The following is a 24938-nucleotide window of genomic DNA, read 5'->3' on the forward strand; positions in this document are numbered from 1 at the left end:
TGGATGGCGCTCGCGCATGGCGCATCGCCCCACCCACCATCCCGAGTTCTGTGCATGAGGTGTGCGCATGGCTATGATTTCTCCGTCCCGGCGGGTGCGCCGGACCCCTTTTTCGGATGGCAATGAGGCTGCCGGGGTCAAGGCGTATACCGTCTATAACCGGATGCTTCTGCCGACTGTGTTCCGGTCTGTTGAGGAGGATTACCGCCACCTGAAGGAAGCGGTGCAGGTCTGGGACGTGGCCTGCGAGCGGCAGGTCGAGCTGCGCGGTCCGGATGCCGGGCGGCTGATGCAGATGCTCACCCCGCGCGATCTGCGGTCGATGCTGCCGGGGCAGTGCTATTACGTTCCCATCGTCGACGAGACGGGCGGGATGCTGAACGACCCTGTGGCGGTGAAGCTGGCCGAGGACCGGTGGTGGATCTCGATTGCCGACAGCGATCTGCTTTACTGGGTGAAGGGGCTGGCCTATGGGTTCCGGCTGGACGTGCTTGTGGATGAACCGGATGTGTCGCCACTGGCGGTGCAGGGGCCGAAAGCCGACGACCTGATGGCACGGGTGTTTGGCGATCAGGTGCGCGACATCCGGTTTTTCCGCTACAAGATGCTCGATTTTCAGGGCCGGTCGCTGGCGGTCGCGCGGTCTGGCTATTCGCGTCAGGGCGGGTTCGAGATCTATGTCGAGGGCGGCGATATCGGGATGCCGCTCTGGAATGCGCTGATGGAGGCGGGCAAGGATCTGGATGTCCATGCGGGCTGCCCCAACCTGATCGAGCGGATCGAGGGTGGTCTGCTGAGCTATGGCAATGATATGACCGACAACAACACGCCGCATGAATGTGGGCTGGGCAAATTCTGCAACACGCAGACCGCGATCGGCTGTGTGGGGCGCGACGCGCTGCTGCGGGTGGCGCAGGAGGGGCCGATCCGGCAGATCCGGGCGATCGAGATCCACGGGGATCGGGTGCCGCTGTGCGACAGGCCATGGCCCTTGATGGCGGGTGACAAACAGGTGGGTCAGGTGACAAGCGCGGCGTGGTCGCCGGATTTTGGAACCAACGTGGCCATCGGCATGGTGCGGATGACCCATTGGGATGAGGGCACCGATCTGGACGTGGTGCTTCCGGATGACGTGCGGGCGGCGCAGGTCTGGGAGACCTTCTGGGTCTGAGTGAGCGGAGATCGTGGGAGTGAGGGGCCAGCCCCTCACGCTCCCCGGAGTTTATTGGCAAGATGAAAAGGAGCAAGGCATGTTCAAGGCATTGATGGTTCGCAAGGACGAAGAGACCGGCAAGACATCTGCGGCGGTGGAAGAGATCGGTCTCGAGGATCTGCCGCAGGCCGAGGTGACGGTGTCGGTCGAGTATTCGACGGTGAACTACAAGGACGGGCTCTGCATCGGGCCGGGGGGCGGGCTTGTGCGCAAGTATCCGCATGTGCCGGGGATCGACTTTGCCGGGACCGTCGAGGCGTCGGACGATGATCGCTACAAGCCGGGCGACAAGGTGGTTCTGACCGGCTGGCGTGTCGGTGAGGCGCATTATGGCGGTTATTCCCAGAAGGCGCGTGTGAAGGCCGATTGGCTGGTGCCGCTGCCCGAAGGTCTGGACACGCGTCAGGCGATGGCGGTGGGCACGGCGGGCTTTACGGCGATGCTGGCTGTGATGGCGCTTGAGGATCACGGCATCAAGCCGGGTCCGGTTCTGGTGACAGGTGCTGCGGGCGGTGTCGGGTCGGTGGCGACGGCGATCCTGGCCAATCTGGGTCACAAGGTGGCGGCGGTCACCGGGCGGCCTGAGCAGGCGGCCTATCTGGAATCGCTGGGCGCGACGCAGATCGTGGCGCGGGAAGAGATCAATGAGACGGTGAAGCGGCCGCTGGAGTCCGAGACCTGGGGTGGCTGTGTCGATGCCGTGGGCGGCGCGATGCTGGCCCGTGTGCTGGGTCAGATGGAATACGGCGCGTCCGTGGCCGCTGTCGGTCTGGCGGGTGGCGCGAACCTTCCGGCGACCGTAATTCCGTTCCTGCTGCGGGGTGTGAACCTCTTGGGCATCGACAGCGTGATGCAGCCTTATGACAACCGCGTGCGGGCGTGGCAGCGGATCGCAAAGGACCTGCCGATGGACAAGCTGGACGCGATGGTGACACCGGCGACACTGGCCGATCTGCCGCAGCTCGGGGCGGATATTCTGAAGGGCCAGGTCAAGGGTCGCGTTGTGGTCGACGTGGCTGCGGGCTGACGGGAGGTCTTCGCAAGGCGTGGTCTGAAAACGACCATTTCGAGACAGATACGCCGAAATCACCCTTTGAATTAAGGGGATTTCGCGAGAGCCGAATGTCGCAAAAACGACATGGATCGCCGCTCCGATTTGCATCGGGGCGGCGGTTCCGTTTAGGGTTGGACCATTGCGGAGCCCATCGGCACCGCAACCGGGGGCCAGCAGGCACACCGAAAAGACGGGGGCCGCCCGTCATCCTCTGAGCCCGAAGTCCAGTGTGCCAGGCATGCTGGCAAGACACGCAGGAGGGACGAGAGTGTTCACGAAAATCATGGTGCCCGTCGACCTGGCGCATGCAGACAAGCTTGACCGCGCGCTGCGTTGTGCCGCCGATCTGGCGCAGCGTTACGGTGCGAGCCTTGTCTATGTCGGGGTGTCGGCGGCGACGCCGGGATCGGTGGCGCACACGCCGCAGGAATTCGCCCGAAAAATGGAGAGCTTTGCCGCTTCTCAGGCCGAGACCACCGGGGTGCCCTCGGAAGGGCTGGCGCTGACGAGCCATGACCCTGCGGTGGACCTTGATCCGACTCTGCTCAGGGCGATCGAGGATACCGGAGCCGATCTGGTGGTCATGGCAAGCCACATACCAAACCTGTCGGACTATGTCTGGCCATCGAACGGCGGGACGGTGGCGCGGCGGGCAAAGGTGTCCGTCATGGTGGTGCGCTAGCGCCAGAGGGGAACCGAAGCTGGTTTCAGGCGTAGGTCACGAGACATAATCGGAGAAAAATTCAATCAGGGGGGCCTGTTCATGGCCGACACTTCAGCAAGTCAGGGGATACCCGAACCGGAGGGGACGTCCCAGATCATCGAGACCGACTACGAGATCGGTCAGGACAATATCGAAACGCAGATCGGGCCGTTCGGGCTCGATATTCATAACCCGGTCTTTCTGGTGTCCGGGATCAGCATCATTGCCTTTGTCTTTTATACGCTGGCGCTTCCGGAACAGGCCGGGGCCGCGTTCAGCTGGATGTTCAGCGCGGTCACCAAGGGATTTGACTGGTTCTTCCTCGGGTCGGCGAACATATTTGTGCTGTTCTGCCTGCTGCTGATCGTGTTGCCGGTCGGATCGGTGCGGCTTGGCGGTGCGGAGGCGACGCCGGATTACACCTATGTGGGCTGGTTCGCGATGCTGTTTGCCGCGGGTATGGGCATCGGGCTCATGTTCTACGGTGTGTCCGAACCGATGAGCCACTTCGGCTCATCGATGGGGGGCACGGCCGCGGAAGGAGGCGTGCGCACGGACTGGGCGCCTTTGGGGGCGGCAGCCGGGGATGAGCAGGCTGCCATCCGTCTGGCCTTTGCAGCGACAATCTTCCACTGGGGGCTGCACCCATGGGCCATCTATGCGGTTGTGGCTCTGGCACTGGCGCTGTTTTCCTACAACAAGGGTCTGCCGCTGACGATCCGGTCGGCGTTCTATCCGCTGCTGGGGGACCGGGTCTGGGGCTGGCCGGGCCACGTGATCGACATTCTGGCGGTCTTTGCCACGCTGTTCGGTCTGGCGACATCGCTTGGGTTCGGGGCCACGCAGGCCAATGCCGGTCTGAACGAGCTTTTTGGTGTGCCGGTTGGTCCGAGCACGGAGGTGATCCTGATCTCGGCCATTACGGCCGTCGCGCTGATCTCGGTTGTGCGCGGTCTGGATGGCGGGGTGAAAGTTCTGTCGGAGATCAATATGGGGCTGGCAGCACTTCTGCTGCTGTTTGTGCTGTTTGCCGGGCCGACGCTGGCCATCCTGACCGGATTTGTCGATTATCTTGCCGCCTATCTGCAATACCTGCCGGCACTGTCGAACCCGGTGGGTCGGGAGGATGTCAACTTCAGCCAGGGCTGGACCTCGTTCTACTGGGCCTGGTGGATCAGCTGGTCGCCGTTTGTGGGCATGTTCATCGCCCGTGTCAGCCGGGGCCGGACGGTGCGCGAGTTTGTCATCTGCGTGCTGCTCATCCCGTCGCTGGTCTGCGTGCTGTGGATGTCTGTCTTTGGCGGCGTGGCGATCCAGCAGGTTGTGCAGGACGGATACACGGCGGCGCAGGAAGCTCCGCTTGAATTGAAGCTGTTCAAGATGCTGGATGCACTGCCATTGGCCGGGATCACCAGCTTTATCGGCATCATTCTGGTGATCGTGTTCTTTGTGACCTCCTCGGATTCGGGGTCGCTGGTGATCGACACGATCACGGCAGGGGGCAAGGTCGATGCGCCGGTGCCGCAGCGGGTGTTCTGGTGCATCTTCGAAGGCGCCGTGGCCATCGTTCTGCTGCTGTCGGCGGGCGGTTTGCAGTCGCTGCAATCCATGGTGATTTCCACCGGTCTGCCGTTCACGGTCGTGCTGCTCATCATGTGCTGGGCGATCTGGAAAGGTCTGCTTGCGGAGCGACGCGCGCTCTGAGCTGATCGTATCGGATCATCGCGCCCCGTCCCGGCGTGTGCCGGGGCGGGGTTTTCTGTGTTCGGTCTCTTGACCCTGCGCGCGCGGCGGGGTCACTTGCCCGCAAGGGAGATCCATATGCTTGATATCGACTTCGTCCGGGCACAGTTTCCGGCCTTTTCCGAGCCTTCGCTTCAGGGGCAGGCGTTTTTCGAGAACGCGGGCGGCTCTTACACCTGTGGTCAGGTGATTGACCGGCTGACCCGGTTCTACCATGAGCGCAAGGTGCAGCCCTATGCGCCGTACGAGGCATCGCGTCTGGGTGGGGAAGAGATGGACGAGGCGCGGTCACGGCTGGCGACGCTTCTCGGGGTCGAAACGGATGAGGTGAGCTTTGGTCCGTCGACCACGCAGAACACCTACGTGTTGGCGCAGGCGTTCCGGCAGTTCCTGAAACCCGGTGAGGCGATCATCGTCACCAATCAGGATCACGAGGCCAATACCGGGCCGTGGCGGAGGCTGGCGGATGAGGGGATCGAGGTTCGGGAATGGAAAGTGGATCCGGACACCGGGCATCTGGACACGGATGAACTGGAGAACATGCTGGATGAGAACGTCCGGCTGGTCTGTTTTCCGCATTGCTCGAACGTCGTGGGTGAGATCAACCCGGTTCTGGACATCACTGCGATGTGCCACGCGGCGGGCGCATTCGTCTGTGTGGACGGGGTGAGCTATGCGCCGCATGGCTTTGTGAATGTGGGGGATCTAGGCCCGGATATCTATCTGTTCTCGAGCTACAAGACCTATGGCCCGCATCAGGGCATCATGGTGATGCGGCGCGGGTTGGGGCAGCTCCTGCCGAACCAGGGTCACTATTTCAACGCGGGCACGCTTTACAAACGGTTTACGCCTGCGGGTCCGGATCATGCGCAGGTGGCGGCCTGTGCGGGGATGGCGGATTACATGGATGCGCTGGCGGCGCATCATGGGGTGTCCGCGCATGGGGTGCATGATGTCATGCGGGCGCATGAGGTGGCTCTCTTGCAGCCGTTGCTGGATGCTGTGAAGGACCGCAATTCCGTGCGGCTGATCGGGCCGTCGGATGCCTCTGTGCGCGCGCCCACAGTGGCACTGGCGCTGAACCGCCCGGGCGAAGATGTGGCGGCTGAGCTGGCGCAGCACGGCGTCATGTGCGGGGGCGGCGATTTCTATGCGGTGCGTGCGCTCGAAGCGATGGGTGTGGATATGAACAAGGGCGTGCTGCGCCTCAGTTTCGTGCATTACACGTCGGAGGCCGAGGTGACGAAGGCCATCGAGGCACTGGACGCGGTGCTGTAGGGGGCTCTGCCCCCGTCCGCCTGCGGCGGACTCCCCCGAGGTATTTGGGAAACAGAGAAGACCTGAAAGGCGTTTGACCTTTGACGCGGCGCGGCTACGTGGCCGGAAAACGCATTTCCGAGGGGCAGCAGATGACATCTCCGACACTGGTCTGGATCCGGCGCGACCTGCGGCTGAGCGATCACGCGGCACTGACGGCGGCGGTGGCGCGCGGCGGTCCGGTGATCCCGGTGTTTCTGCGCGACGCCCTGGTCGATGGGCTGGGCGCTGCGCCGAAATGGCGGCTCGGCCTTGGGCTTGGGCATTTTGCCGAGGTGCTGGAGGGCAAAGGCAGCCGGTTGATCCTGCGGTCAGGCGACGCGCGCGCGGTGATCCCGGCGCTGGCGCAGGAGCTTGGAGCGGGGGCGGTTTATTGGCAGCGGGCCTATGACCCGGCTTCGGTCGAGCGGGATACGGATGTGAAGGCGGCGCTCAAGGATTTGGGAATCGAGGCCAAGAGCTTTGCCGGGCATCTCATGTTCGAGCCGTGGACTGTGGAAACCGGGCAGGGGACCTTTTACAAGGTTTATACGCCGTTCTGGAAATCGGTGCGCGACCGGTCGGTTGAGGCACCCATCGCGGCGCCGTCGGCTTTGCCTGCGCCGGACACCTGGCCCGACAGCGAGGTGCTGGAGGATTGGGCGCTTGGCGCGGCGATGAACCGGGGGGCGGACGTGGTGCGCCCGTTTGTGCAACTGGGCGAGCAGGCGGCGCAGGCGCGGCTGGGGGCGTTCATGGCGTCGAAGGTCGCACGCTACGACGTGACGCGTGATTTGCCTGCGGTTGACGGGACATCGAACCTGTCAGAAAACCTCGCGCTGGGCGAAATCAGCCCGGCGCAGTGCTGGCATGCCGGGCAGCGGGCCATGGAAGAGGGTAAGGCCGGGGCGGAGACCTTTCTGAAAGAGCTGGTCTGGCGCGAGTTTGCCTATCACCTGATGTGGCACACACCGCGCATCCTGACCGACAACTGGCGCGAGGAATGGGCGGCATTCCTGTGGAACGAGGACGAGCGGAAAGCCGAGGTCAAGGCGTGGAAACAGGGGCGCACGGGCATCCGTTTCGTCGATGCGGCGATGCGCGAGATGTATGTCACCGGGCGGATGCACAATCGCGGGCGGATGATCGTGGCCAGCTACCTGACCAAGCACCTGATGTGCCACTGGAAGATCGGCCTTCGGTGGTTCGAGGATTGCCTGATCGACTGGGACCCGGCGTCGAACGCGATGGGATGGCAGTGGTCGGCGGGTTCCGGCCCCGATGCCACGCCCTATTTCCGGGTGTTCAACCCGGTGACGCAGCTTGACAAGTTCGACAAGGATCGGGGTTATGTGAGCCGCTGGATCGCCGAGGGCTACAGGCGGCCGCATGACGATGCGCTGAAGTATTTCGAGGCCATTCCCCGTCGTTGGAAGATGACGCCCGATGACGTCTATCCCAGCCCGATCGTCTCACCGGAGGAAGGTCGGAAGCGTGCGCTGGCTGCCTACGAGAACCGGGATTTCTGAGGCGCTTTGAACCGCAGCGCGGAAATTATCGCAAGATGAACAAATTCCGTGACTTAACGTCCGTTATATCTTGTCTTTGCCGGGGGTGGACTACCTAGGGTTAACACTTGCCTGCCTTGGCCGGCTATGGCTAGTGTCACGTGACTTAGACAGCGGAAGACTTGCATGATCCTGACATCGACCGAAACTCAATCCAATCTGCCGCGCTATTTCGCTCAGGTTTTTGCGATAGCGGACAGGCTGCAAAAGGGACGGATTGATTTCATCCTGCCGGACGGTCGCCATTTTCGGGCCGAGGGCAAGGAGCCGGGTCCGGTGGCCGAGGTGCATGTGCACAACACCGATCTGTTCGCGCGATTGATCCGCGACGGCGATCTGGGCTTCAGCGACGCCTATCTCGAGGGGTGGTGGAGCTCACCGGATCTGCAGGCGTTCATGGATTTCGTGCATGGCGACAACAACGATGTCTATGACAGCTTTCCGGGCATGAAATTTGTCCGCTGGTACGAACAGTTGCGCTTCTGGATGCAGTCCAACTCAAAGCGTCAGGCGAAGAAGAACATCAGCTACCATTACGATCTGGGCAACGATTTCTATTCTCTGTGGCTGGACGAGACGATGACCTATTCTTCGGCCCTGTTCGAGACCGGGCAGGAGAGCACGGAAAAGGCGCAGACAGCCAAGTACAAAAGCATGGTCGATCAGATGGGCGCGCAACCTGGCGATCATGTGCTGGAGATTGGCTGTGGGTGGGGCGGTTTTGCCGAATACGCGGCGAAGGAACGGGGGCTCAAGGTCACGGGCCTCACCATCAGTGAAGAGCAGTATAAATACGCGGTGGACCGGATTGCGAAGGCCGGTTTGTCGGATCGTGTGACTTTCAAGTTGCAGGATTACCGGGATGAAAAAGGCCAATATGACGGCATCGCGTCGATCGAGATGTTCGAAGCGGTGGGGCAGAAATATTGGCCGACCTATTTCAAATCGGTGAAGAATTGCCTGAAGCCGGGCAAGAACGCGACGCTGCAGATCATCACCGTCGAGGAATCGCGCTGGGAGATTTATAATCGGGGCGTTGATTTTATTCAGAAATATATCTTTCCCGGGGGGATGCTTCCCAGCCCCGGTGTATTGCGGCAGGAGATCGAGGCGGCCGGTCTTGATGTGGCGCGCTCGATCGAATTCGGGGAGAGCTACAGCCAGACGCTGCGGCGCTGGCACGAGACGTTCAACGAAAAATGGGATCAGGTGGCCAGGCTCGGTTTCGACGAAAGATTCCGCCGGATGTGGAATTTTTACCTGACCTCTTGCGCGGCGACCTTCCATAGCGGAAACTGCGACGTAACGCAGATTACGATCACGAGACCAACCTGAAATGCCCACCGCCGCCAAAGCCGTCGCTGCCTTGTGTCTGGCCGCGCTTGGCTTTTTGGCGTCTGAACTGGTGAAAACGCTGCTTCCCGGAATTTCGGAATGGGGCCGTTTTTCTGAATTCAATGCAGCAGTCGGAGCGGTTGTCGGTTGGATTGTCGTCGGGACGCGCGCGGGTCGCGGGACCAAGGACGCCATCGCAAATGGGCTGACAGGCGTTGCGGCGCTGATCTTCTGGGCAGTGTTCTTTCACGCCTGTCTTGAAATGTTCGACCAGTCGATGAAACGCCGCTTTGACGGTCCGGTCGAGGCGTTTTCAGCGATTTTCGAGATCGGGATCGAGTATGGGGCCATTCTGATCAACCCGATGATGATCGCAACCTTCCTGATTGGTGCTTTGTTGACCGGCTATTTTTCGGAATATGCCGCGCGAAGCTGGAAATAACCCGGTTTGAGCTCTCTGTTTTTTTACGGAACGCTGTGCCATGTGCCGCTTCTGGAGGCCGTGCTCGATGCAGAGCCGGGTGGTTTGGACGCACGTTTGCGGCCAGCGGTTTTGCGGGGTCATCGGGTGTCTTGGGTTCGGAACGAAGCGTACCCGATGATTGCGCAGGAGGAGGGGCATGATACGCGAGGACTCCTTCTTGATACTGTGACGGAAGATGAAGAAGACTTTCTAAATTATTACGAAGGCGCGTTTTCTTATCATCTGAGTGAAGTTCTGGTCGATACCGGCAACGGACGCGAAACGGCGCTCTGTTTCTACCCGATGTCGGCGGATCAGGAGGCTGGCGCCGATTGGGTGCTTGGGGATTGGGAGCGTGTCTGGGGCGAAATGGCCGTCGGTGCGGCCCGTGATGTGATGGCGCGACGGGCGCGGTATGACGCCGAGACCGCAACGGCGCTTCGGCCCTTCATGATGGCACGGCATTGGGCGCGGATCATGGCGCGCCAGAATGCGGGACCGGCCACACGTCGCTATGCGCCCGGGGCCGGGGATGTCACGATTCACGACAGGTTTGATGGCTATCGCGGTTTTTTTGAACTGTCCGAGTTCAATTTCGACCACCGTCGCTTCGACGGAGGCCGCAGTCCGCGAGTGACGCGTGAGGCGTTTCTGGCGTTCGATGCCGCTCTGGTGTTGCCATATGATCCGAAAACCGATCACATCTTGCTGATCGAGCAACTGCGCTTTGGGCCGATGTGGCGGGACGATCCTTGCCCTTGGGTGTTCGAGCCGATTGCCGGTCTTGTCGATGCTGGCGAAGACCCGGCAGATACCGCGCGCCGCGAGGCCGAAGAGGAGGCCGGTCTGATTCTCGGACCGCTGGAGCCGATGGTTCGCGTCTATGCGTCCCCGGGGTATTCAACAGAGTTTTTTCACTGTTTTCTTGGTCTTGCTGACCTTTCTGAGTTCACTGCATCAGCAAGTGGACTGGACTCTGAGCATGAGGATATCCGGAGTCACGTGATGTCATTTGACGATGCAATGGCGCTGGTGAAGTCCGGTGAGATCAATGCGGGTCCACTGATCATGATGCTGTATTGGCTGGCGGCGGAACGCGGCCGATTGCGCGCCGCTTCTTGAGTTCCGGGTGCAGCCCGCCTACACCCGGTCTGAAGACATCTAGCGGGGGCACCATGCGTTTTGCAGGCGAACTGGCCGAGGCAGTCGGCAACACTCCTTTGATCAAGCTGCGCAAAGCGAGCGAAGAAACCGGCTGTACCATTCTGGGAAAGGCCGAGTTTCTGAACCCCGGTCAGTCGGTCAAAGACCGTGCGGCGCTTTACATCATCAAGGATGCCATCGCCAAAGGCACGCTGCGTCCGGGTGGGACGATTGTCGAAGGCACCGCTGGCAATACGGGGATCGGGCTGGCGCTGGTCGGCGCTTCGATGGGGTTCAAGACGATCATCGTCATCCCGGAAACGCAGAGCCAGGAAAAGAAAGACATGCTGCGGCTTGCCGGAGCGGAATTGGTCGAGGTGCCGGCGGCACCCTACAAGAACCCCAACAACTACGTGCGCTATTCCGGTCGTCTGGCCGAGGAAATGGCGCGGCGCAGCAATGAGGGTGTGATCTGGGCCAACCAGTTCGACAACGTGGCCAACCGCCAGGCTCATATCGAAACCACCGGCCCTGAGATCTGGGAGCAGACCGGAGGCAAAGTCGATGGCTTCATCTGCGCGGTTGGCTCTGGCGGCACTCTGGCGGGTGTCGCGGAAGCATTGCAGCCGAAAGGCGTCAGGATCGGTCTGGCCGATCCGATGGGGGCCGCGCTTTATTCCTACTACACCACCGGTGAGTTCAAATCCGAAGGCGGGTCCATCACCGAGGGCATCGGGCAGGGGCGTGTGACGGCAAACCTTGAAGGGTTCAAACCCGACTATGCCTACCAGATCCCGGACGCGGAGGCGCTGCCGATTGTATTCGATCTTCTTGCCGAAGAAGGTTTGTGTCTTGGGGGCTCGTCCGGCATCAATGTTGCCGGTGCGATCCGTCTGGCCCGCGAACTGGGGCCGGGACACACCATTGTGACCATCCTGTGCGACTACGGCACGCGGTACCAGTCGAAACTGTTCAATCCAACCTTCCTGCGGGAAAAGGGTCTCCCGGTTCCAGAGTGGCTTGATCGCGCACCGCAGGATATTCCAACGGTCTTCGAGGACGCATGACACGGCTGTTCGCAGCACTCCGCGCAGCAACGCTTTTATTTCTTCTCGCCGTTCCGGCGGTCTGGGCCCAACCCGAACAGATCAGCTATGATGTTTGGGAGGAGGTTGCCACGCGCGCCGAAGAGGCGGTTGCCGATGCCGACGCCTCGACCGAGGCGCTGGAAGCGTTGCGGTCCGAGGTCTCGATCTTCCGAGACAGGCTGCTGACACAGCAGAACGCGGGAGATCCGCGGCTGACCACGTTGCAGTCGCAACTGGCGGCTTTGGGGCAGGCACCGGAAGACGGATCAGAGCCGCCCGAGATCACCGCGCGCCGTGCGGAACTGCAACGACAGATCAACGAACTGCAGGCCCCTCTGCTGCGGGCTGAAGAGGCGTATAACCGGGCCGACGGCCTGATTGCGGAGATCGACGAGATCATTCGGTCGCGCCAGACCGAGCGGCTGTTGCAGCGCGGACCGGGGCCGTTCAATCCGCAGCACTGGGCGCCCGCGCTGACCAGCCTCGTGCAGCCGTTCACCGAGATTGCATCGGAAGCGCTTGCCAACTGGAACAGCGATGTCCGGCGAAAGGCGCTGACCGATCAGCTGCCGCTGATCCTGCTTCTGTTTGGATTCGCATTTCTTCTTCTGTTCCGTGCGCCGAAGCTGATCGACCGTCTTGGTGCGTGGTTGCGGAACAAGACACGGCGCGGCACCGGGGTCTGGCGCACGCTGTTGTCGCTTCTGCGCCTCATGCTCCCGGTTGGCGGTCTTATTCTTCTGGTCGTTGCCATCAATCTTGGCGGCCTGCTGGGCGCACGCGGGTCAGAGATCATCTTTGTCCTGCCGCTGATCCTGTTCGTGGTCCTGGTCGCGCGTTGGCTGGCGGCAGAGACCTTTTCAACGGATGATGAGATCAACACGATTGCGCTGTCTCAGCAGCGGCGGACCGAGGCGCGCTACTACGTCAATTCCCTGTCCTGGTTGCTGGCGCTGAACCAGCTGTTCTCGTATCTGGTCGAGATCGGGGAATGGGCCGTCGAGACGCAGGCCGTTCTGGGGTTTGTCATTCATCTGCTCTGTGGGCTTGTTCTGTTCCGCCTTGGTCAGATCCTGCGGCACGCCGGGCCGCACGACCTGCCCGAGGACGCGCCACAGGAAGAGAGCGCCTATCTGAGCTTCCCTTCACGGCTGGCGCGGATGGCCGGTCAGGCGGCGATGCTGGTTGGGGTCGTGGGACCGATCCTGTCGGCCATCGGGTATTTCAACATAGCCGAGGCGATGATCTTCCCGACAGTGATGACGCTGGGGCTGTTTGCCTTCCTGCTGATGTGTCAGCGGTTGATGCGGGATATCTATCACCTGATTACGGGCGGTCAGCTTGATGAAAGCCAGAGCCTGATCCCGGTGGTCTCGGGGACGGTACTGACGCTGGCGGCCCTGCCGGTTCTGGCTTTGATCTGGGGTGCACGCGTCGCCGATCTGACGGAACTCTGGGCGCGGTTTCAGGCCGGTTACCGCATTGGTGAGACGCAGATTTCCCCGACGGACTTTCTGACCTTCATCGTCGTCTTCCTGATCGGCTATACGCTCACCCGGCTTCTGCAGAGCGGCCTTCGCGGCTCTGTTCTGCCCAAGACGAAACTCGACAAGGGCGGACAGACCGCCATCGTGTCGGGGATGGGGTATCTCGGGGTATTCCTGTCGGTTCTGATCGCCATTACAGCGGCCGGGATCGACCTGACGGCGCTTGCCTTTGTCGCTGGTGCGCTGTCGGTCGGGATCGGCTTCGGCCTTCAGAACATCGTCCAGAATTTCGTATCCGGGATCATCCTGCTGATCGAACGGCCAATCTCGGAAGGGGATTGGATCGAGGTCAACGGTCAGCACGGGACGGTCCGGGATATCTCGGTGCGCTCGACCCGGATCGAGACCTTCGACCGGACAGAGGTCATCGTGCCGAACGCCGATCTCGTGTCGAATTCGGTGACCAACTACACACGCGGCAACACGCTTGGCCGTCTGGTCGTTGATGTCGGCGTCGCCTATGGCACCGATACGCGCAAGGTCGAGGAAATCCTCTACAAGATCGCGCGCAATCACGACATGGTGCTGATGAACCCCGAACCGTTTGTGCATTTCAAAGGGTTCGGCGCGGATTCGCTTGATTTCGATGTGCGTATGATCCTGCGGGACGTGACCAAGATCCTCGTGGTGAAAACCGAGGTGAACCATCAGATCGCCGAGACCTTCAAGAAAGAGGGGATCGAGATTCCGTTTGCCCAGCGGGATATCTGGCTGCGGAATCCCGAAGCGCTGAGTGGCGCGGCGCAGAAACCCGCAGCACCGGCGCCCGTGTCCGAAACCGATCCGGAGGAGCATTCCGCGTGACCGAGACAGCCGAACCCGTATATCGCACCGACCCCTATGCCCGACAACTGGCGGCGCGTGTCCTTGGCTACACCGAAGAGGGTGGCATCATCGTCGATCAGTCGGTGTTCTATCCCACGGGCGGTGGGCAGCCCGGAGACAGCGGCTGGATCGATTGGGATGGGCAGAGCCTTCCGATTGCCACAACGGTCAAAGGGCCTGCCGGAGAGAGTGTTTTGGTGCCCTCGGAGCCGTCGCAGGTGCCGCCCGTCGGCGCGCACGTGGTTCAGCGCCTTGATTGGGAGCGGCGCCACAAACACATGCGCATGCACACCGCCCTGCATCTGCTGTCCGTCGTGATCCCGCTGCCGGTCACCGGTGGGTCGATCGGGGCAGGGCGCGGTCGGCTCGATTTCATGATGCCGGAACCGCCCGAGGACCGCGACGCCCTTGAAGACGCGCTGAATGCGCTGATTGATCGGGACCTTGTGGTCAGCGCCAGCTGGATTACGGACGAGGAACTCGATGCAACGCCATCGCTGGTCAAGACAATGTCGGTCCAGCCGCCGCGCGGGAGCGGGCGTGTGCGGCTGATCCGGATCGGAGAGGGTGATGAGCAGGTTGATCTTCAGCCCTGCGGCGGCACCCATGTGGCCCGCACCGGTGAGATCGGACGGATCGTTTTCGGCAAGATCGAAAACAAGGGCAAACAGAACCGCCGCGTGAACATCGCGCTCGAAACCTGATGGTACGGGCGCTTCTGCTGGCGACGGGTCTTTTTGTTGCTCTGATCGGTGCGCTGCTGATGGTCGCCCCTCAGGCGTATTTCCAGTTCTACGCAACAGAGTATGTGTCAGGCATGGACTTTCCAGCCCGCAGGTTTTCTCCGGCGTTGCTCGCATTGGGCGCGCTGCTCATCATGGCACGTTCGCTGGAGTCGGGGCCGTTTCTGTCCCGCCTGTGTCTGTTGACCGGGCTGGCCTTCCTGGCAGTTGCAGCGACCGGGGTGCATGACTGGGCCTCGGGCATCGCGCGTCCCGCCATCCTTGGCGCGGCCGGTCTGGAAGTTGCGGTGGGCGTTGTGTTTCTGTGGTCGGCACATCGCATGAAACGGGCCTGAACCAAGTCTTCGGAATAATCGCAACAATCGCCCTTGCATCCCCCCAGCGCTTTCTTCTAAACACCGCCTCGGACAGGTGGCCGAGTGGTCGAAGGCGCGCGCCTGGAAAGTGCGTAGGCGGGAAACCGTCTCGAGGGTTCGAATCCCTTCCTGTCCGCCACCCACCCCTATCTCTGTCAGATCAGTCCTTCTTTGCCTGTTTTTTCCCGTTTTTCCGGGCGCTTGGACTATGCCATCTGCCAGAGAGACTACCGTAATCCCGTGACCTGGCGCGATTTCTGCGGACTGTCTCCGGAGGCACCATCACGCGCTTCGGTTGGCGCCAAATTTCCCTGCTAACAGGGAATTTACAGGGAAATTCTTCAAGTTTCAGCGTTTTGAGCAGTTTTTCTCTCTGAATCTGCTCGTTTTATCAATGAGTTGCGCAAGAATTCCCTGCGGAAAATAACAGGGAACATTTTCGCGATTATCAGGGAATTTTTCCGCGGGAACAGGGAACGCCGTTTGCGGATCAGGGATGTCGCGGGTTCTGCGCGAACCCGTAGAACCTGACCTGCGCGTCCCAGTCCAGCGGTACGGGTTTGCGGATGATCCGTTCGAGCGTCAGGTCGGCAGGCTGGCGCCCCTCGAGGATAGCGCCCTGGATGGCAGGCGCCAGGAAGGCCAGCTGCGCCCGGGTGCGGATGTAGGACTCGGAATGCCGTGTTGCGGCGGCGATCTCGCCGAGGGGCTTGCCACCGCGCAGATCGGCCACCCAGGCATGGGCCTGCGAGAGGGCGCGCAGCAGCGTGCTATCGGGCTGCGGCGCGCGCTCCCCGACGACGATCTTGCCTTCCACGCCCCGACGCCGAAGGGCGAAGGGGGCCTCGATCGAGAGGGCTAACGGATTGATCGCGTTCGGATGGCGATCGAGTGCTTCGGCGAGCGCCTGGGCCTGCAGCCTCAGGACGATACGGTTCTTTTCGATGCACCCCTCGGCCAAAAGCGCGTCGAGGAGACGAGGCGTGCCGCTTGTGAGCCGAGCGGCGAGGTGGCGCACCCTGTCCCTGACGGCGTTGCCCCGCTGCAGGTCCGCCTCCGCGCAGATCCGGTGGGAGCGGGCGAGTGCGACGAGGTGTCGACTGATGACGTCCGCCACGGCCCGTTCCAGCGCCTGAGCCGGCAGCCGCCATCCCTGGGGATCTGTGCCGCCCGAGATCAACCGGTTCGAGACATAGTACCGGATCTGCCGTCCGTGCCGCCGGGTGTAGGTCGGGGTCAGCCGGTCGCCGGTGTCATCGCGCAGCTTGCCCGTCAGCGGAGCGACGCGGGTCGCGCCGGAATGATGGTCTTGTCAGAGGAACTTGTCTTGAGGCGGGCAGGGGGCTTGCGTAGCCTCTGGCCATGACCAAAAGCTCTCCTTTCAAGTACTTTAAAACCAGCCCCGAGATCATTCGCCTGGCGGTGATGCTGTATGTTCGGTTCCCGCTTTCACTTCGAAATGTCGAGGACCTGCTGCACGAGCGGGGCATCGATGTGAGCCATGAGACCATTCGTTTCTGGTGGAACAGGTTCGGCCCGATGTTTGCGTCGGAGATCCGGCGGCGGCGTGTTCAGCAGCTACGCGCTTTTTCGCCATGGCAATGGCACGTGGACGAGGTTTTCGTGAAGATCAGCGGCGAGCGGCATTACCTGTGGCGAGCCGTAGATCACGAAGGCGAGGTGCTTGAGAGCGTCGTTACGAAGCGAAGAAACAAGCGCGCTGCATTGAAAATGCTCAGGAAATTGATGCGGCGATATGGTCAGCCAGAAGTGCTGGTCACGGATCGGCTTGCTTCCTACAAAGCCGCACTTCGCGACATGGGATGTGAAGACCGGCAAGCCTGTGGTCGTTGGCTTAACAATAGGGTCGAGAACTCACATCTTCCATTCCGACGACGAGAACGCGCGATGCAACGCTTTCGGCGAATGCGAAGTTTGCAGAAATTCGTGTCCGTCCATTCCTCCGTCTTCAACCACTTCAACAAAGATCGCAGCCTCTCGAAACGAGATCACTTCAAGCAGAACAGAACCGCCGCTCTTGCCGAGTGGCGTAGTCTCTGCGCGGCATAAGGGACAGCGTTGCTGTCCTGGCAGAGACGGGTTCGCATTAGTTTGACAGCACCATTTTGTGATGTTTTTGATTTGTTCTCAAGTAGGTGGGTGGGAACTGCCAATTTCCGACAAACCATCTGTGATGCCTCGATAGTCTCTACTGGGCAAGGAGTTCTGCACGGAGGCCTAGGTCAGGCAGGGCTTGTCGCTGATTTCCTCAGAGTGCCACATGAGTTATCAAACAAAATGGTCCCGTCGAAGGACTACCATCTTGCCACTCGCTATAAATGGGAGTGATTCAGTCAGATCGGATTCCCGAGGAGGGCCACTAGCGTATGAGAAATGTTATCAGAATTGGCGTTGTGTCTCAGCCGGAGCTTCCGAAGCAGCTTGAGCCCATGATTGAAGCCATATTCCGGGAGCAGTTCAAAAAATTACTCTCGATCGTTGGGTCAAAAAACATAGCTTTGGTCAGTTCAGTCGAATGTAAGGTTCGAGAGTTAGCTTGTATTTCTGCTGTTGAGGAGGGTTTGACCCTCGAACTTGAGCCATTTGAAACACCTGGAGAGGGTGTTGAAGAGGAGGCTGAAATTATGGCCAAGATACACGCTATTCTGGAGAAGCAGCCAGGGACAACAGAATTAAAAGAGCGCGTTCCAGAGATGGCGCTAACTAAATTTTGTGACATAATGTTTCTTGTTTTCGATAAATCACTCCCAGATCAGTCGTCCAGATTGGAAGAGTTACATAGAATCTTTTTTGCCAATAAAGCGACGGGAGTAAGTCTGGGAAAACTAATAATCGATGTAAATTGCCCAAAGCGCTGGAGCGCCGACGCTGATGGCGAAGTCTACTTCGATTATGTCACGCGAGCATCAGGGCAGCTTGCTGTATCGTCTGAAGTTGAGATTCCAAATCAATTGATAAAGGAATGGAAAGACATAGTTTCCTCTTCGCCTCACTAAAAACTGAATCTGCCAGGTCGTAGGAGGCGCTCATTTCTGACGGCTTTTGCACAATGCATTCGCGATGGTGACCAGCTTTCTGGCAACGGCTGTGATAATGACCTTGTGGGGTTTGCCTGCTTTTCGGAGACGATTTGCGAAGGACTTCAGGCTCAGGTTGTGATGTCCCGCGACCAAGGCCGCTGCGTTGCCTTTCTTTAAGATTTCCCTCTCCTCCTTAAGGATATGGTTTTCTCAACGAAGCCGTTCATTCTCACGCGCAAGTTCCAGATCTTTGTCGGACAAAACGTCGGTGTCACGATGCGCCGTCACCCACTTGTTCAATGTCGACAAGCCAACGCCCAAATCTGACGCCACCTGCCGCCGTGTCAGCCCGCTTGTAAGCGCAATCCATACCGCATCAGGCACGAAACTCGTCCGTTCTTTTCGTTCCCATAGTCTGTCTCCTTTGTCGCAATGAATGCTATCAAAGGAGCGGTATCAATCCGCTACACGTCCAGAAAGACGAAAGTCAAATACGACAAGCGCCGATACAAACGGCGCAACCGCATCAAGATCATGTTTGGCCGGCTCAAGGATTGGAGACGCGTGGCAACAAGCTATGACCGCTGTCCTAAGGTCTTCCTCTCAGCAATCGCACTCGCTGCTATTGTGATCTACTGGCTATGAATCCCGACACTAAGAGTGGTTTCCGAGATCGCCATCGTTCCGAACACCGAGTGCAGTACGCCAACCTTGATCTGACAGTCTTGGGCTGCGACGGGAGAGGACAAGCCAATCAACATGGCGGCAAATTTGCCAAAGCGAATGCGCTTGAACGTCTTGCTCCAGATTAATCACAGCATATTGCTAGCTCCGTCGAGCAATTGTGTTTGCAATGATCGAGAGAAGAAGGCCAAGAGTAAAATATCCCAAAACCACTTCGCTAATGACCAGAATTTCCCCGTATACGTTCTCAGCTGTTACGTCTCCATATCCCAGTGTCGTGTATGTAACCAGAGAAACGTAGAAGGGCGTAAACCAGCTTTGTGCCGAGTTTGAGTAGTCAAGCATACCCCACCCTAGCCACATATCGAACGAATAAATAACTCCATAAAGTGTCGCGAGAACGAATGCACAAATTCCAACTTTCAGAAGACTACGTCCATGATCAAAAAGCCCCCATGCTCTGAACAATGCCAGTTCGACGGACTTGGCAAATCCCTTGGGCATCTTTGAAATAGAAGCTTCCAGTGTATCTATGTAGTCTTGATCTCTGGCGTCTCGTACAAACAGCGCGTTACCGTAAACCGAGTCAAGGCCGCGAATCCCGAGATAGCATCCGCTCATATCTCTAAGTTTACCATAGACCACGCCGGTCACATTGGCCCCTTCAACTCGAGCTGTGCAGAGTGAAGCGCAAGAGATATTTGCATTTTCTAGACAGGTATTTCGAAGGTCGGCATTTGCTAGGTTTGCATTACTAAGGTCCGCACCAGTGAGATCCGCCCCCACAAGATTTGCGCCACGCAAGTCTGCGCCAGAAAGATCAGCCTGTGTCAAGTCGGCGCCTTCAAGGTTCGCAGCTGTCAAAGTGGCTGCGGTAAGTTTCGCCTTGTAAAGTCCAGCGCGTGAAAGATCCGCCCCTGAAAGCTCCGCGCGATCCATTTTTGAGTGCTTTAAGTTTGCAGATGACAGTCTGGCTTCGAAGAGGTCTGTGCCGGTGAGGTCAAATCCCGAAAGGTTGCGTTCTGCTAGGTCTACCTCGGAAAGGTCGGCCCCAGCGAAGACGGTAGAAATATCATGGTGACTTGAGAGGAAAAGCTCCCAGTTCGTTATTTCACCTTTAAGTGCCTGTAATGCCTCATCAAGCCTATGAGCCTGTTTGCCAACCATTTCTTTCAAATCAAGACTCCCTTACGCTCGATCGATGAATTAGCGAGAGTATTTCTTCCAATACGCCCTCCACATCTCCGCCAGACTTTTGCACGACATCGCTAACGCTAGACTGTAGGCGTTTGTGGTCTTCGGCGTTCAGTTCCATCGCTGTAACAATAATTATTGGGCTATTGGCTGACGGGTGTTCGCTTGATCTTAGGCGCTCGAGAAACTCAAAACCGTCCATTATCGGCATCATAAGATCAAGCAGAATAAGTTCGAATTCATGTTGTTCTGTTTTTCCAAGTGCTATTTTGCCATTCTCCGCTTCATCGACTTTCCAGCCATCGCCTTGAAGCGTGCGCACCATGGTTTCGCGGGCAGCCGGATCGTCTTCAACGACCAGTGCTGTCTTTTGACCTTTTGACGCATACTTTTTGACAAGCCCCGACAGCTTGCCTCGGTCAACAGGTTTTTGAAGAGATTCTACGGCACCAAGTGAATAGCTCATGGCCTTGTCTCCAACCATCGAAATCATGACTACCGGAATATCCTTGAGGTTGATGTCAGCCTTCAGCTTACGGAGCACTGTCCAGCCGTCCATTCCAGGCATCATGACGTCGAGTGTGATGAGAGAAGGGTGGTGCTTCGCCGCAAGTTCCAGGCCCTCGCCACCATTCTTGGCTAATAGAACTTTACAATCCTCTGCTTCCAGGCGTTTCTTGAGCAGTTCTCGAGCTGATGCCTCATCATCAATTACAAGGACAGTGTTCAGAGATGATGCCTCTTCAATTGGTTGATTTGAAGAGGTGTTTGTATCCGAGCCCGATGAAAAATGCTCGGGCGTTGCATCCGAAATGCTCGCCTCCTCTTCAAGACCTGCATGCTTCTTTTTGACTTTCCTCGGCAGCGTGACGATAAAACTCGAACCCTTTCCAATAGTACTTTCGACACGAATGCTGCCGCCCATCATTTCGCAGAATCTCTTCACGAGCGCGAGCCCCAGGCCGGTTCCGCCATAGTCGCGTGTGGTAGATTCATCCGCCTGAGAAAACTCCGAGAAGATATGCTCAATTTTGTCTTCAGGTATACCGATTCCTGTATCGGTAACAGCAAACCGAATTGCAGGCTCATTCGATATGGAGGCCGCGTTTGCGACAAGAGTAATCTTTCCTTGCTTTGTGAACTTCGCTGCGTTGGAGATCAGATTGAAGAGAATCTGACGAATTTTCGTTACATCGCCATGCATGGTGCCTAAATCCTGATCGATATCCAGAATGAGTTCATTGGCATTCTTTTCGATAAGGCTGAGTGCTGTACTTGCAACGTCTTCGGTAATATCCTTGACAGTGATGTCTTCAAGGAAAAGTTCCATTTTTCCAGCTTCGATCTTGGATAGGTCGAGAACGTCATTGATCAGGGACAATAGATGCTTGCCAGCGGTGGTGATCTTGTTCAGATCGCCGAGCATCTCTTCCAGCCCGTCATCTTCTGCATCCTCCGCCAACATCTCTGAGTATCCAATGATCGCATTCATCGGTGTGCGAAGTTCATGGCTCATATTTGCAAGGAATGCGCTCTTGGCTTCATTGGCTCGTTCGGCTTGCTCACGCGCCTCCTCGGCTTGCCGTTCCAGTTCAAGGCGTTCAGTTATGTCCTCAACAAGCCCGATATAGAAGATTTCATCTCCGACTTGAACTTCTTCAACCCGCGCTTCCAATTTAAATACCGACCCATCTTTTCGAACGGCGTTGACGATCCGACTTTGACCAACGACCGTTGACGACGCGCCATGAATACGGCGTTCGAGATAAAGGTCGTGCTCAACGGCCACGTGTGTTTCCATCAGGATCTTGATGTTCTTTCCGATGACGTCCGACGCGTAGAAACCAAATATCTGCTCAGCAGCCGAGCTGAATGTCTCAATGGTCCCTTTTCTGTTGATTGAAACGATACCAACAGGACTGGCTTCAATAATCTTCGATATTCTCTGCTCACTGAACGCGAGATCGCTTTGTATCTTCTTCAGGTTTTCATTCTGCTTGAGGAGCTCGGCCTCATTGCGCTTAATTGCAGTGATATCCGTGACGACCCCGACCAGTCCTCCGCCGCTGATTGGCGTCGTCCTGATTTCAATCGTTCGACCTGCCGCGGTACTTAGGACAACGTTCGACGAGTGACCCTCGGCGAGAGCTTCCATCCGTGTACGAATTAGCTGTTCAGTATCTCCGAGCCCGTAGTCACCGTTTTCAGCGTGCCAGCGTATGACCTCCTCTTCAGGCTGTCCTGGTTCGACCAGACGTGGCGGTAGAGCAAACATTTCGGTGTAACGCTCATTTGCCAGGACATAATTCATATCGGCATCGAGCATGTAGATGCCGTTCGACATATTCGACAACGCAAGCTGAAGCTGAGCCGATGCTTCGTCTAGTTCGGTCGTCCGAGCAGCCACGGTTGTTTCCAAGTTCGACTTTTGGTTTTCAACTTCCTCAAGAGACTGAATGATCGATAGGCGTAACGCTTCGAAATTCTGCGCGAGGTCGCCTATCTCGTCGCTTGTCTGCGCCTTAATGGGCTCGTCCAATTCACCAGCAGTTAATCTCGTGGCGCTGCCAGACAGTAATCTAAGCGGTCTTGTAAGCGAAATTGAAAATAGATAGGAAGCATAAATTGCGATGGCCAGAACTATCGAGGCAACCAAGATCAGTCGGTCAATCAGTTGGTCCGCATCGCGCAGGGCTTCTTCGCGATCGATCTCGCTCATAATGACCCAATCTAGTCCCGACAACTCAAGCGGACGATAAGAGGACAAGACCTCGACATTTCTGTAGTCGGGAAAGATTTCTGTTCCGGTGCTTCCTGCGAGAGCTGCCCGCGTTCCAATAGTGTCGACCTCTTGCAGGCCGACCGAACTGTTGGTGCGTTCAATCTGTTCTACGATCGAGCTCGAACTGCCAACCTCTCCGATCAACTTCAGATACTCTTCGCGATCTTCGATCAGGAATCTTGACTGATTGCGCAATAGCTTGTCACGGCCAACAAGGTATGTTTCGCCAGATTCACCCAAACCAACATCGCTCCATGCCTCGTTGGAAGTCATGATCGCGTTGATCCCGCTGAGAGGAAGTTGTACGGCAAGCACCCCAATCGGCATTGGCCCATCGTAAACGGGCAGAGCGGCGAAAGCCGCCGGTGCATTGAATGAGGGGACATACGGTTCGAAATCGGCGAAGATGACTTGACCAGGTCTGGCAGCCATCGCTGCCGTTACTGCTCGTGCGAGGTTCGTGTTTGAATGCGGGCCGTAGAATAGGCTCGTGCCAAAATCGATTTCACGTTCAACGGAGTACACGATGCGCCCATCATCAGGCTCGATCAGAAAAACGTCGTAAAAACCGAATTCGTTCTGAAATTCGTTTAATGGCTGATCCAATCTTGAAAATGCAGACCCAAAATATGTTTCAAACTGCGACTCATTCACAAGTCGTGGATCAACAATGTACTGGTTCTGAAGAAATACCGCCAAGGGATCATTTGGCAACAAGCTATCAATGACCGCGTCGTCGGCGCGGGTTCCTGTTTCCGCCTCATACCGCCCACGAAAGTCCTCGAGATAGAATTGAATCAGATCGTCTTGATAGTCTTGCGCTACAAGATCTTCGGATGTCTTCAGATAAACGATCCCTCGCCGAAGTTGTTGAAGATGATCTTTCAACGATGCGCTTTGTGATAGAAACCTGAGCTCATTCTCGACTTGCGAAAAATAGCCTTCAATTTGCTGCGCCTTAAGTTCACGGACGGCTGTCAGTCTTTCGAACGCCGCACGCTTCAGGGCTTCGTTTGACGAGTATCCAGCCAATACGGCCGCGATACAGACAGCAGCCATGGATATGACTATGCTGATCGCCGCCAGCTTGGTGCCGATCGTCAACCCCAGTCGTGGTGTTTGCCTTTCAGTCGTCATATCTGGGTTTCCTTCATTCGGCGGCCTCTTCATAGAGCAGGACGATTTCGTTCATCCTCGTGAGAAGTTCTTCTGCTCTTTCGTTGCGATGCAGGATTTGTTCTACGGACCCGTCTTCTGTGATCCGTAGGTCCGTTGAGAGACGCTCCCTTAGCGCCGCCCAGTCAACTTGAACTGAGTTGAGACGTTCAATGATCGGCTGTGATTTTGCACCTTGCAGCGCTCCGGGGGTTACCCGGTTCAGAATATTCAGCGATAGGCTGAACCTGTACATGGTTCTGAAAAGTTCCTGGCGAGCGTCACCTGATATTGCGGCACTCCGCGTCAGGCATGACAGCAAAACCAATCTTTGATTGAACATGCGCTGTCGACCCGAGATATTGATGAGCATTGCCATCTGCTCGGATAGCTCTGCGCTTTTGTAAACTCTCTCGATCAGGTTGACCGCGGCATCCATTTCGGTAAGGGCAGGACCGTTGAGGTCCGAAATCGCTTGAAGATGCTCTTGCTCGACGCGTCGGCGCTCGATTGCATCACGGATGGTCTGACCAAACGGGGCAAACGCATTGTTTGCTCGTGTCAGCGCACTCAAAACCGAGGTATTGGTTTCCGGCTCAAGTCCGAGCTCTTCGTCTCCGTCCTTCAGCCCAGCTTCGGCTGTCTGATGAAGCGCCAGTGTCTCTGCAGCGGCCGCAAGAAGTGGGGCTGGATCGGGGTTCTGATAGGCAAGACAGACAAACTTTCCGGCTCGCTGGATCAGCATCCGCTGGCGGCCTGACAAGTTGATTCTGCGGGGCCCATCAGAATGCTCTGCTTGCGCGAGGAGATCCGTCGGATTTACAAAAAGCATCGAGGCAAAGATGCCCCCGCCCATGAGTATCGCCCGGCGTTTGAAGAGCTTCCGGGAAGACACCATTCCACCATTTCCCGTTTTGTTGGCAGAATTCTTGTTCATGGCCGTGTTCCAACGGGCGTTGATATTGAAGCTTGCAGCTCGCTCTCCTGATGAATCCCAAGCTCAGC

The 24938-nt window shown here is 58.0% G+C and carries 19 protein-coding genes, 1 tRNA gene and 3 pseudogenes; 17 read left to right on the forward strand and 6 right to left on the reverse strand.

The window, feature by feature from the left end:
• The first annotated feature begins 67 nt into the window (after positions 1-67).
• The 14 genes from MGEO_RS09360 to MGEO_RS09425 all read left to right on the forward strand — a co-directional run bounded on the left by MGEO_RS09360 (position 68) and on the right by MGEO_RS09425 (position 15216).
• Entirely contained in the window at positions 68-1171 is a 1104-nt protein-coding gene (locus MGEO_RS09360; protein ID WP_085636450.1) for a dimethylsulfoniopropionate demethylase, read from the forward strand.
• A 79-nt stretch (positions 1172-1250) separates the two neighbouring features.
• Positions 1251-2240 carry an acryloyl-CoA reductase gene (acuI, locus tag MGEO_RS09365; RefSeq protein WP_085636451.1) on the forward strand — a complete coding sequence of 330 codons (990 nt, stop codon included), beginning with the start codon at positions 1251-1253 and terminating at the stop codon, positions 2238-2240.
• Between the two features lie 295 nt (positions 2241-2535).
• Complete coding sequence (locus MGEO_RS09370; RefSeq protein ID WP_085636452.1) at positions 2536-2949, forward strand: universal stress protein; 414 nt, start codon at positions 2536-2538, stop codon at positions 2947-2949.
• An 81-nt stretch (positions 2950-3030) separates the two neighbouring features.
• Positions 3031-4674, forward strand: coding sequence for a BCCT family transporter (locus MGEO_RS09375; RefSeq protein WP_085636453.1), 1644 nt, complete (start codon positions 3031-3033; stop codon positions 4672-4674).
• Positions 4675-4791: 117 nt separating this feature from the next.
• Complete coding sequence (locus tag MGEO_RS09380; RefSeq protein ID WP_085636454.1) at positions 4792-5991, forward strand: aminotransferase class V-fold PLP-dependent enzyme; 1200 nt, start codon at positions 4792-4794, stop codon at positions 5989-5991.
• A gap of 131 nt (positions 5992-6122) precedes the next feature.
• Positions 6123-7538 (forward strand): cryptochrome/photolyase family protein, encoded by a 1416-nt coding sequence (locus MGEO_RS09385; RefSeq protein WP_085636487.1) that lies wholly within the window; start codon positions 6123-6125, stop codon positions 7536-7538.
• 165 nt (positions 7539-7703) lie between these two features.
• Positions 7704-8912, forward strand: coding sequence for an SAM-dependent methyltransferase (locus MGEO_RS09390; RefSeq protein ID WP_085636455.1), 1209 nt, complete (start codon positions 7704-7706; stop codon positions 8910-8912).
• A gap of 1 nt (position 8913) precedes the next feature.
• A complete protein-coding gene (locus MGEO_RS09395) occupies positions 8914-9354 on the forward strand; it encodes a TrgA family protein (protein ID WP_085636456.1) in 441 nt (146 codons plus the stop codon).
• A gap of 6 nt (positions 9355-9360) precedes the next feature.
• Positions 9361-10497, forward strand: coding sequence for an NUDIX domain-containing protein (locus MGEO_RS09400; protein WP_085636457.1), 1137 nt, complete (start codon positions 9361-9363; stop codon positions 10495-10497).
• 53 nt (positions 10498-10550) lie between these two features.
• On the forward strand, positions 10551-11585 hold the full coding sequence (locus MGEO_RS09405; protein ID WP_085636458.1) for a cysteine synthase A: 1035 nt from the start codon (positions 10551-10553) through the stop codon (positions 11583-11585).
• A complete protein-coding gene (locus tag MGEO_RS09410; protein ID WP_085636459.1) occupies positions 11582-13957 on the forward strand; it encodes a DUF3772 domain-containing protein in 2376 nt (791 codons plus the stop codon). The genes MGEO_RS09405 and MGEO_RS09410 overlap by 4 nt, the downstream gene beginning before the upstream one ends.
• Positions 13954-14682 carry an alanyl-tRNA editing protein gene (locus MGEO_RS09415; protein ID WP_085636460.1) on the forward strand — a complete coding sequence of 243 codons (729 nt, stop codon included), beginning with the start codon at positions 13954-13956 and terminating at the stop codon, positions 14680-14682. The genes MGEO_RS09410 and MGEO_RS09415 overlap by 4 nt, the downstream gene beginning before the upstream one ends.
• The gene (locus tag MGEO_RS09420; RefSeq protein ID WP_085636461.1) at positions 14682-15056 is read left to right on the forward strand and encodes a hypothetical protein; all 375 of its coding nucleotides are present in this window, start codon (positions 14682-14684) and stop codon (positions 15054-15056) included. Before MGEO_RS09415 ends, MGEO_RS09420 begins: the two co-directional genes overlap by 1 nt.
• A gap of 70 nt (positions 15057-15126) precedes the next feature.
• A tRNA-Ser gene (locus tag MGEO_RS09425) sits at positions 15127-15216 on the forward strand.
• Positions 15217-15567: 351 nt separating this feature from the next.
• Here the strand turns inward: MGEO_RS09425 and MGEO_RS09430 are convergent.
• Positions 15568-16194 (reverse strand): hypothetical protein, encoded by a 627-nt coding sequence (locus MGEO_RS09430; protein WP_143746259.1) that lies wholly within the window; start codon positions 16192-16194, stop codon positions 15568-15570.
• Between the two features lie 245 nt (positions 16195-16439).
• On the opposite strand from MGEO_RS09430, the gene MGEO_RS09435 reads away from it, so the two are divergent.
• Both MGEO_RS09435 and MGEO_RS09440 read left to right on the forward strand, forming a co-directional pair.
• On the forward strand, positions 16440-17147 hold the full coding sequence (locus MGEO_RS09435) for an IS6 family transposase (protein ID WP_085636463.1): 708 nt from the start codon (positions 16440-16442) through the stop codon (positions 17145-17147).
• Between the two features lie 317 nt (positions 17148-17464).
• Positions 17465-18094, forward strand: coding sequence for a hypothetical protein (locus tag MGEO_RS09440; protein ID WP_085636464.1), 630 nt, complete (start codon positions 17465-17467; stop codon positions 18092-18094).
• A gap of 237 nt (positions 18095-18331) precedes the next feature.
• Here MGEO_RS09440 and MGEO_RS09445 read toward each other — a convergent pair.
• Positions 18332-18530: pseudogene (locus MGEO_RS09445) on the reverse strand (transposase); the annotation flags it as partial.
• 59 nt (positions 18531-18589) lie between these two features.
• Between MGEO_RS09445 and MGEO_RS09450 the strand changes: the two are divergent.
• Positions 18590-18763, forward strand: a pseudogene (locus MGEO_RS09450) (transposase); the annotation flags it as partial.
• An 11-nt stretch (positions 18764-18774) separates the two neighbouring features.
• On the opposite strand, the pseudogene MGEO_RS21160 reads toward MGEO_RS09450, so the two are convergent.
• The 4 genes and pseudogenes from MGEO_RS21160 to MGEO_RS09465 form a co-directional block, all read right to left on the reverse strand.
• Positions 18775-18879: pseudogene (locus tag MGEO_RS21160) on the reverse strand (transporter substrate-binding protein); the annotation flags it as partial.
• 64 nt (positions 18880-18943) lie between these two features.
• Entirely contained in the window at positions 18944-19969 is a 1026-nt protein-coding gene (locus MGEO_RS09455; protein WP_085636465.1) for a pentapeptide repeat-containing protein, read from the reverse strand.
• A gap of 10 nt (positions 19970-19979) precedes the next feature.
• Positions 19980-23915, reverse strand: a complete 3936-nt coding sequence (locus MGEO_RS09460) for a response regulator (RefSeq protein WP_158091002.1) — start codon at positions 23913-23915, stop codon at positions 19980-19982.
• A gap of 13 nt (positions 23916-23928) precedes the next feature.
• Positions 23929-24789 (reverse strand): type IV pili methyl-accepting chemotaxis transducer N-terminal domain-containing protein, encoded by an 861-nt coding sequence (locus MGEO_RS09465; RefSeq protein WP_233139791.1) that lies wholly within the window; start codon positions 24787-24789, stop codon positions 23929-23931.
• Between the last annotated feature and the right edge of the window lie 149 nt (positions 24790-24938).

This window comes from Marivita geojedonensis (genome assembly GCF_002115805.1).
Classification (GTDB): domain Bacteria; phylum Pseudomonadota; class Alphaproteobacteria; order Rhodobacterales; family Rhodobacteraceae; genus Marivita; species Marivita geojedonensis.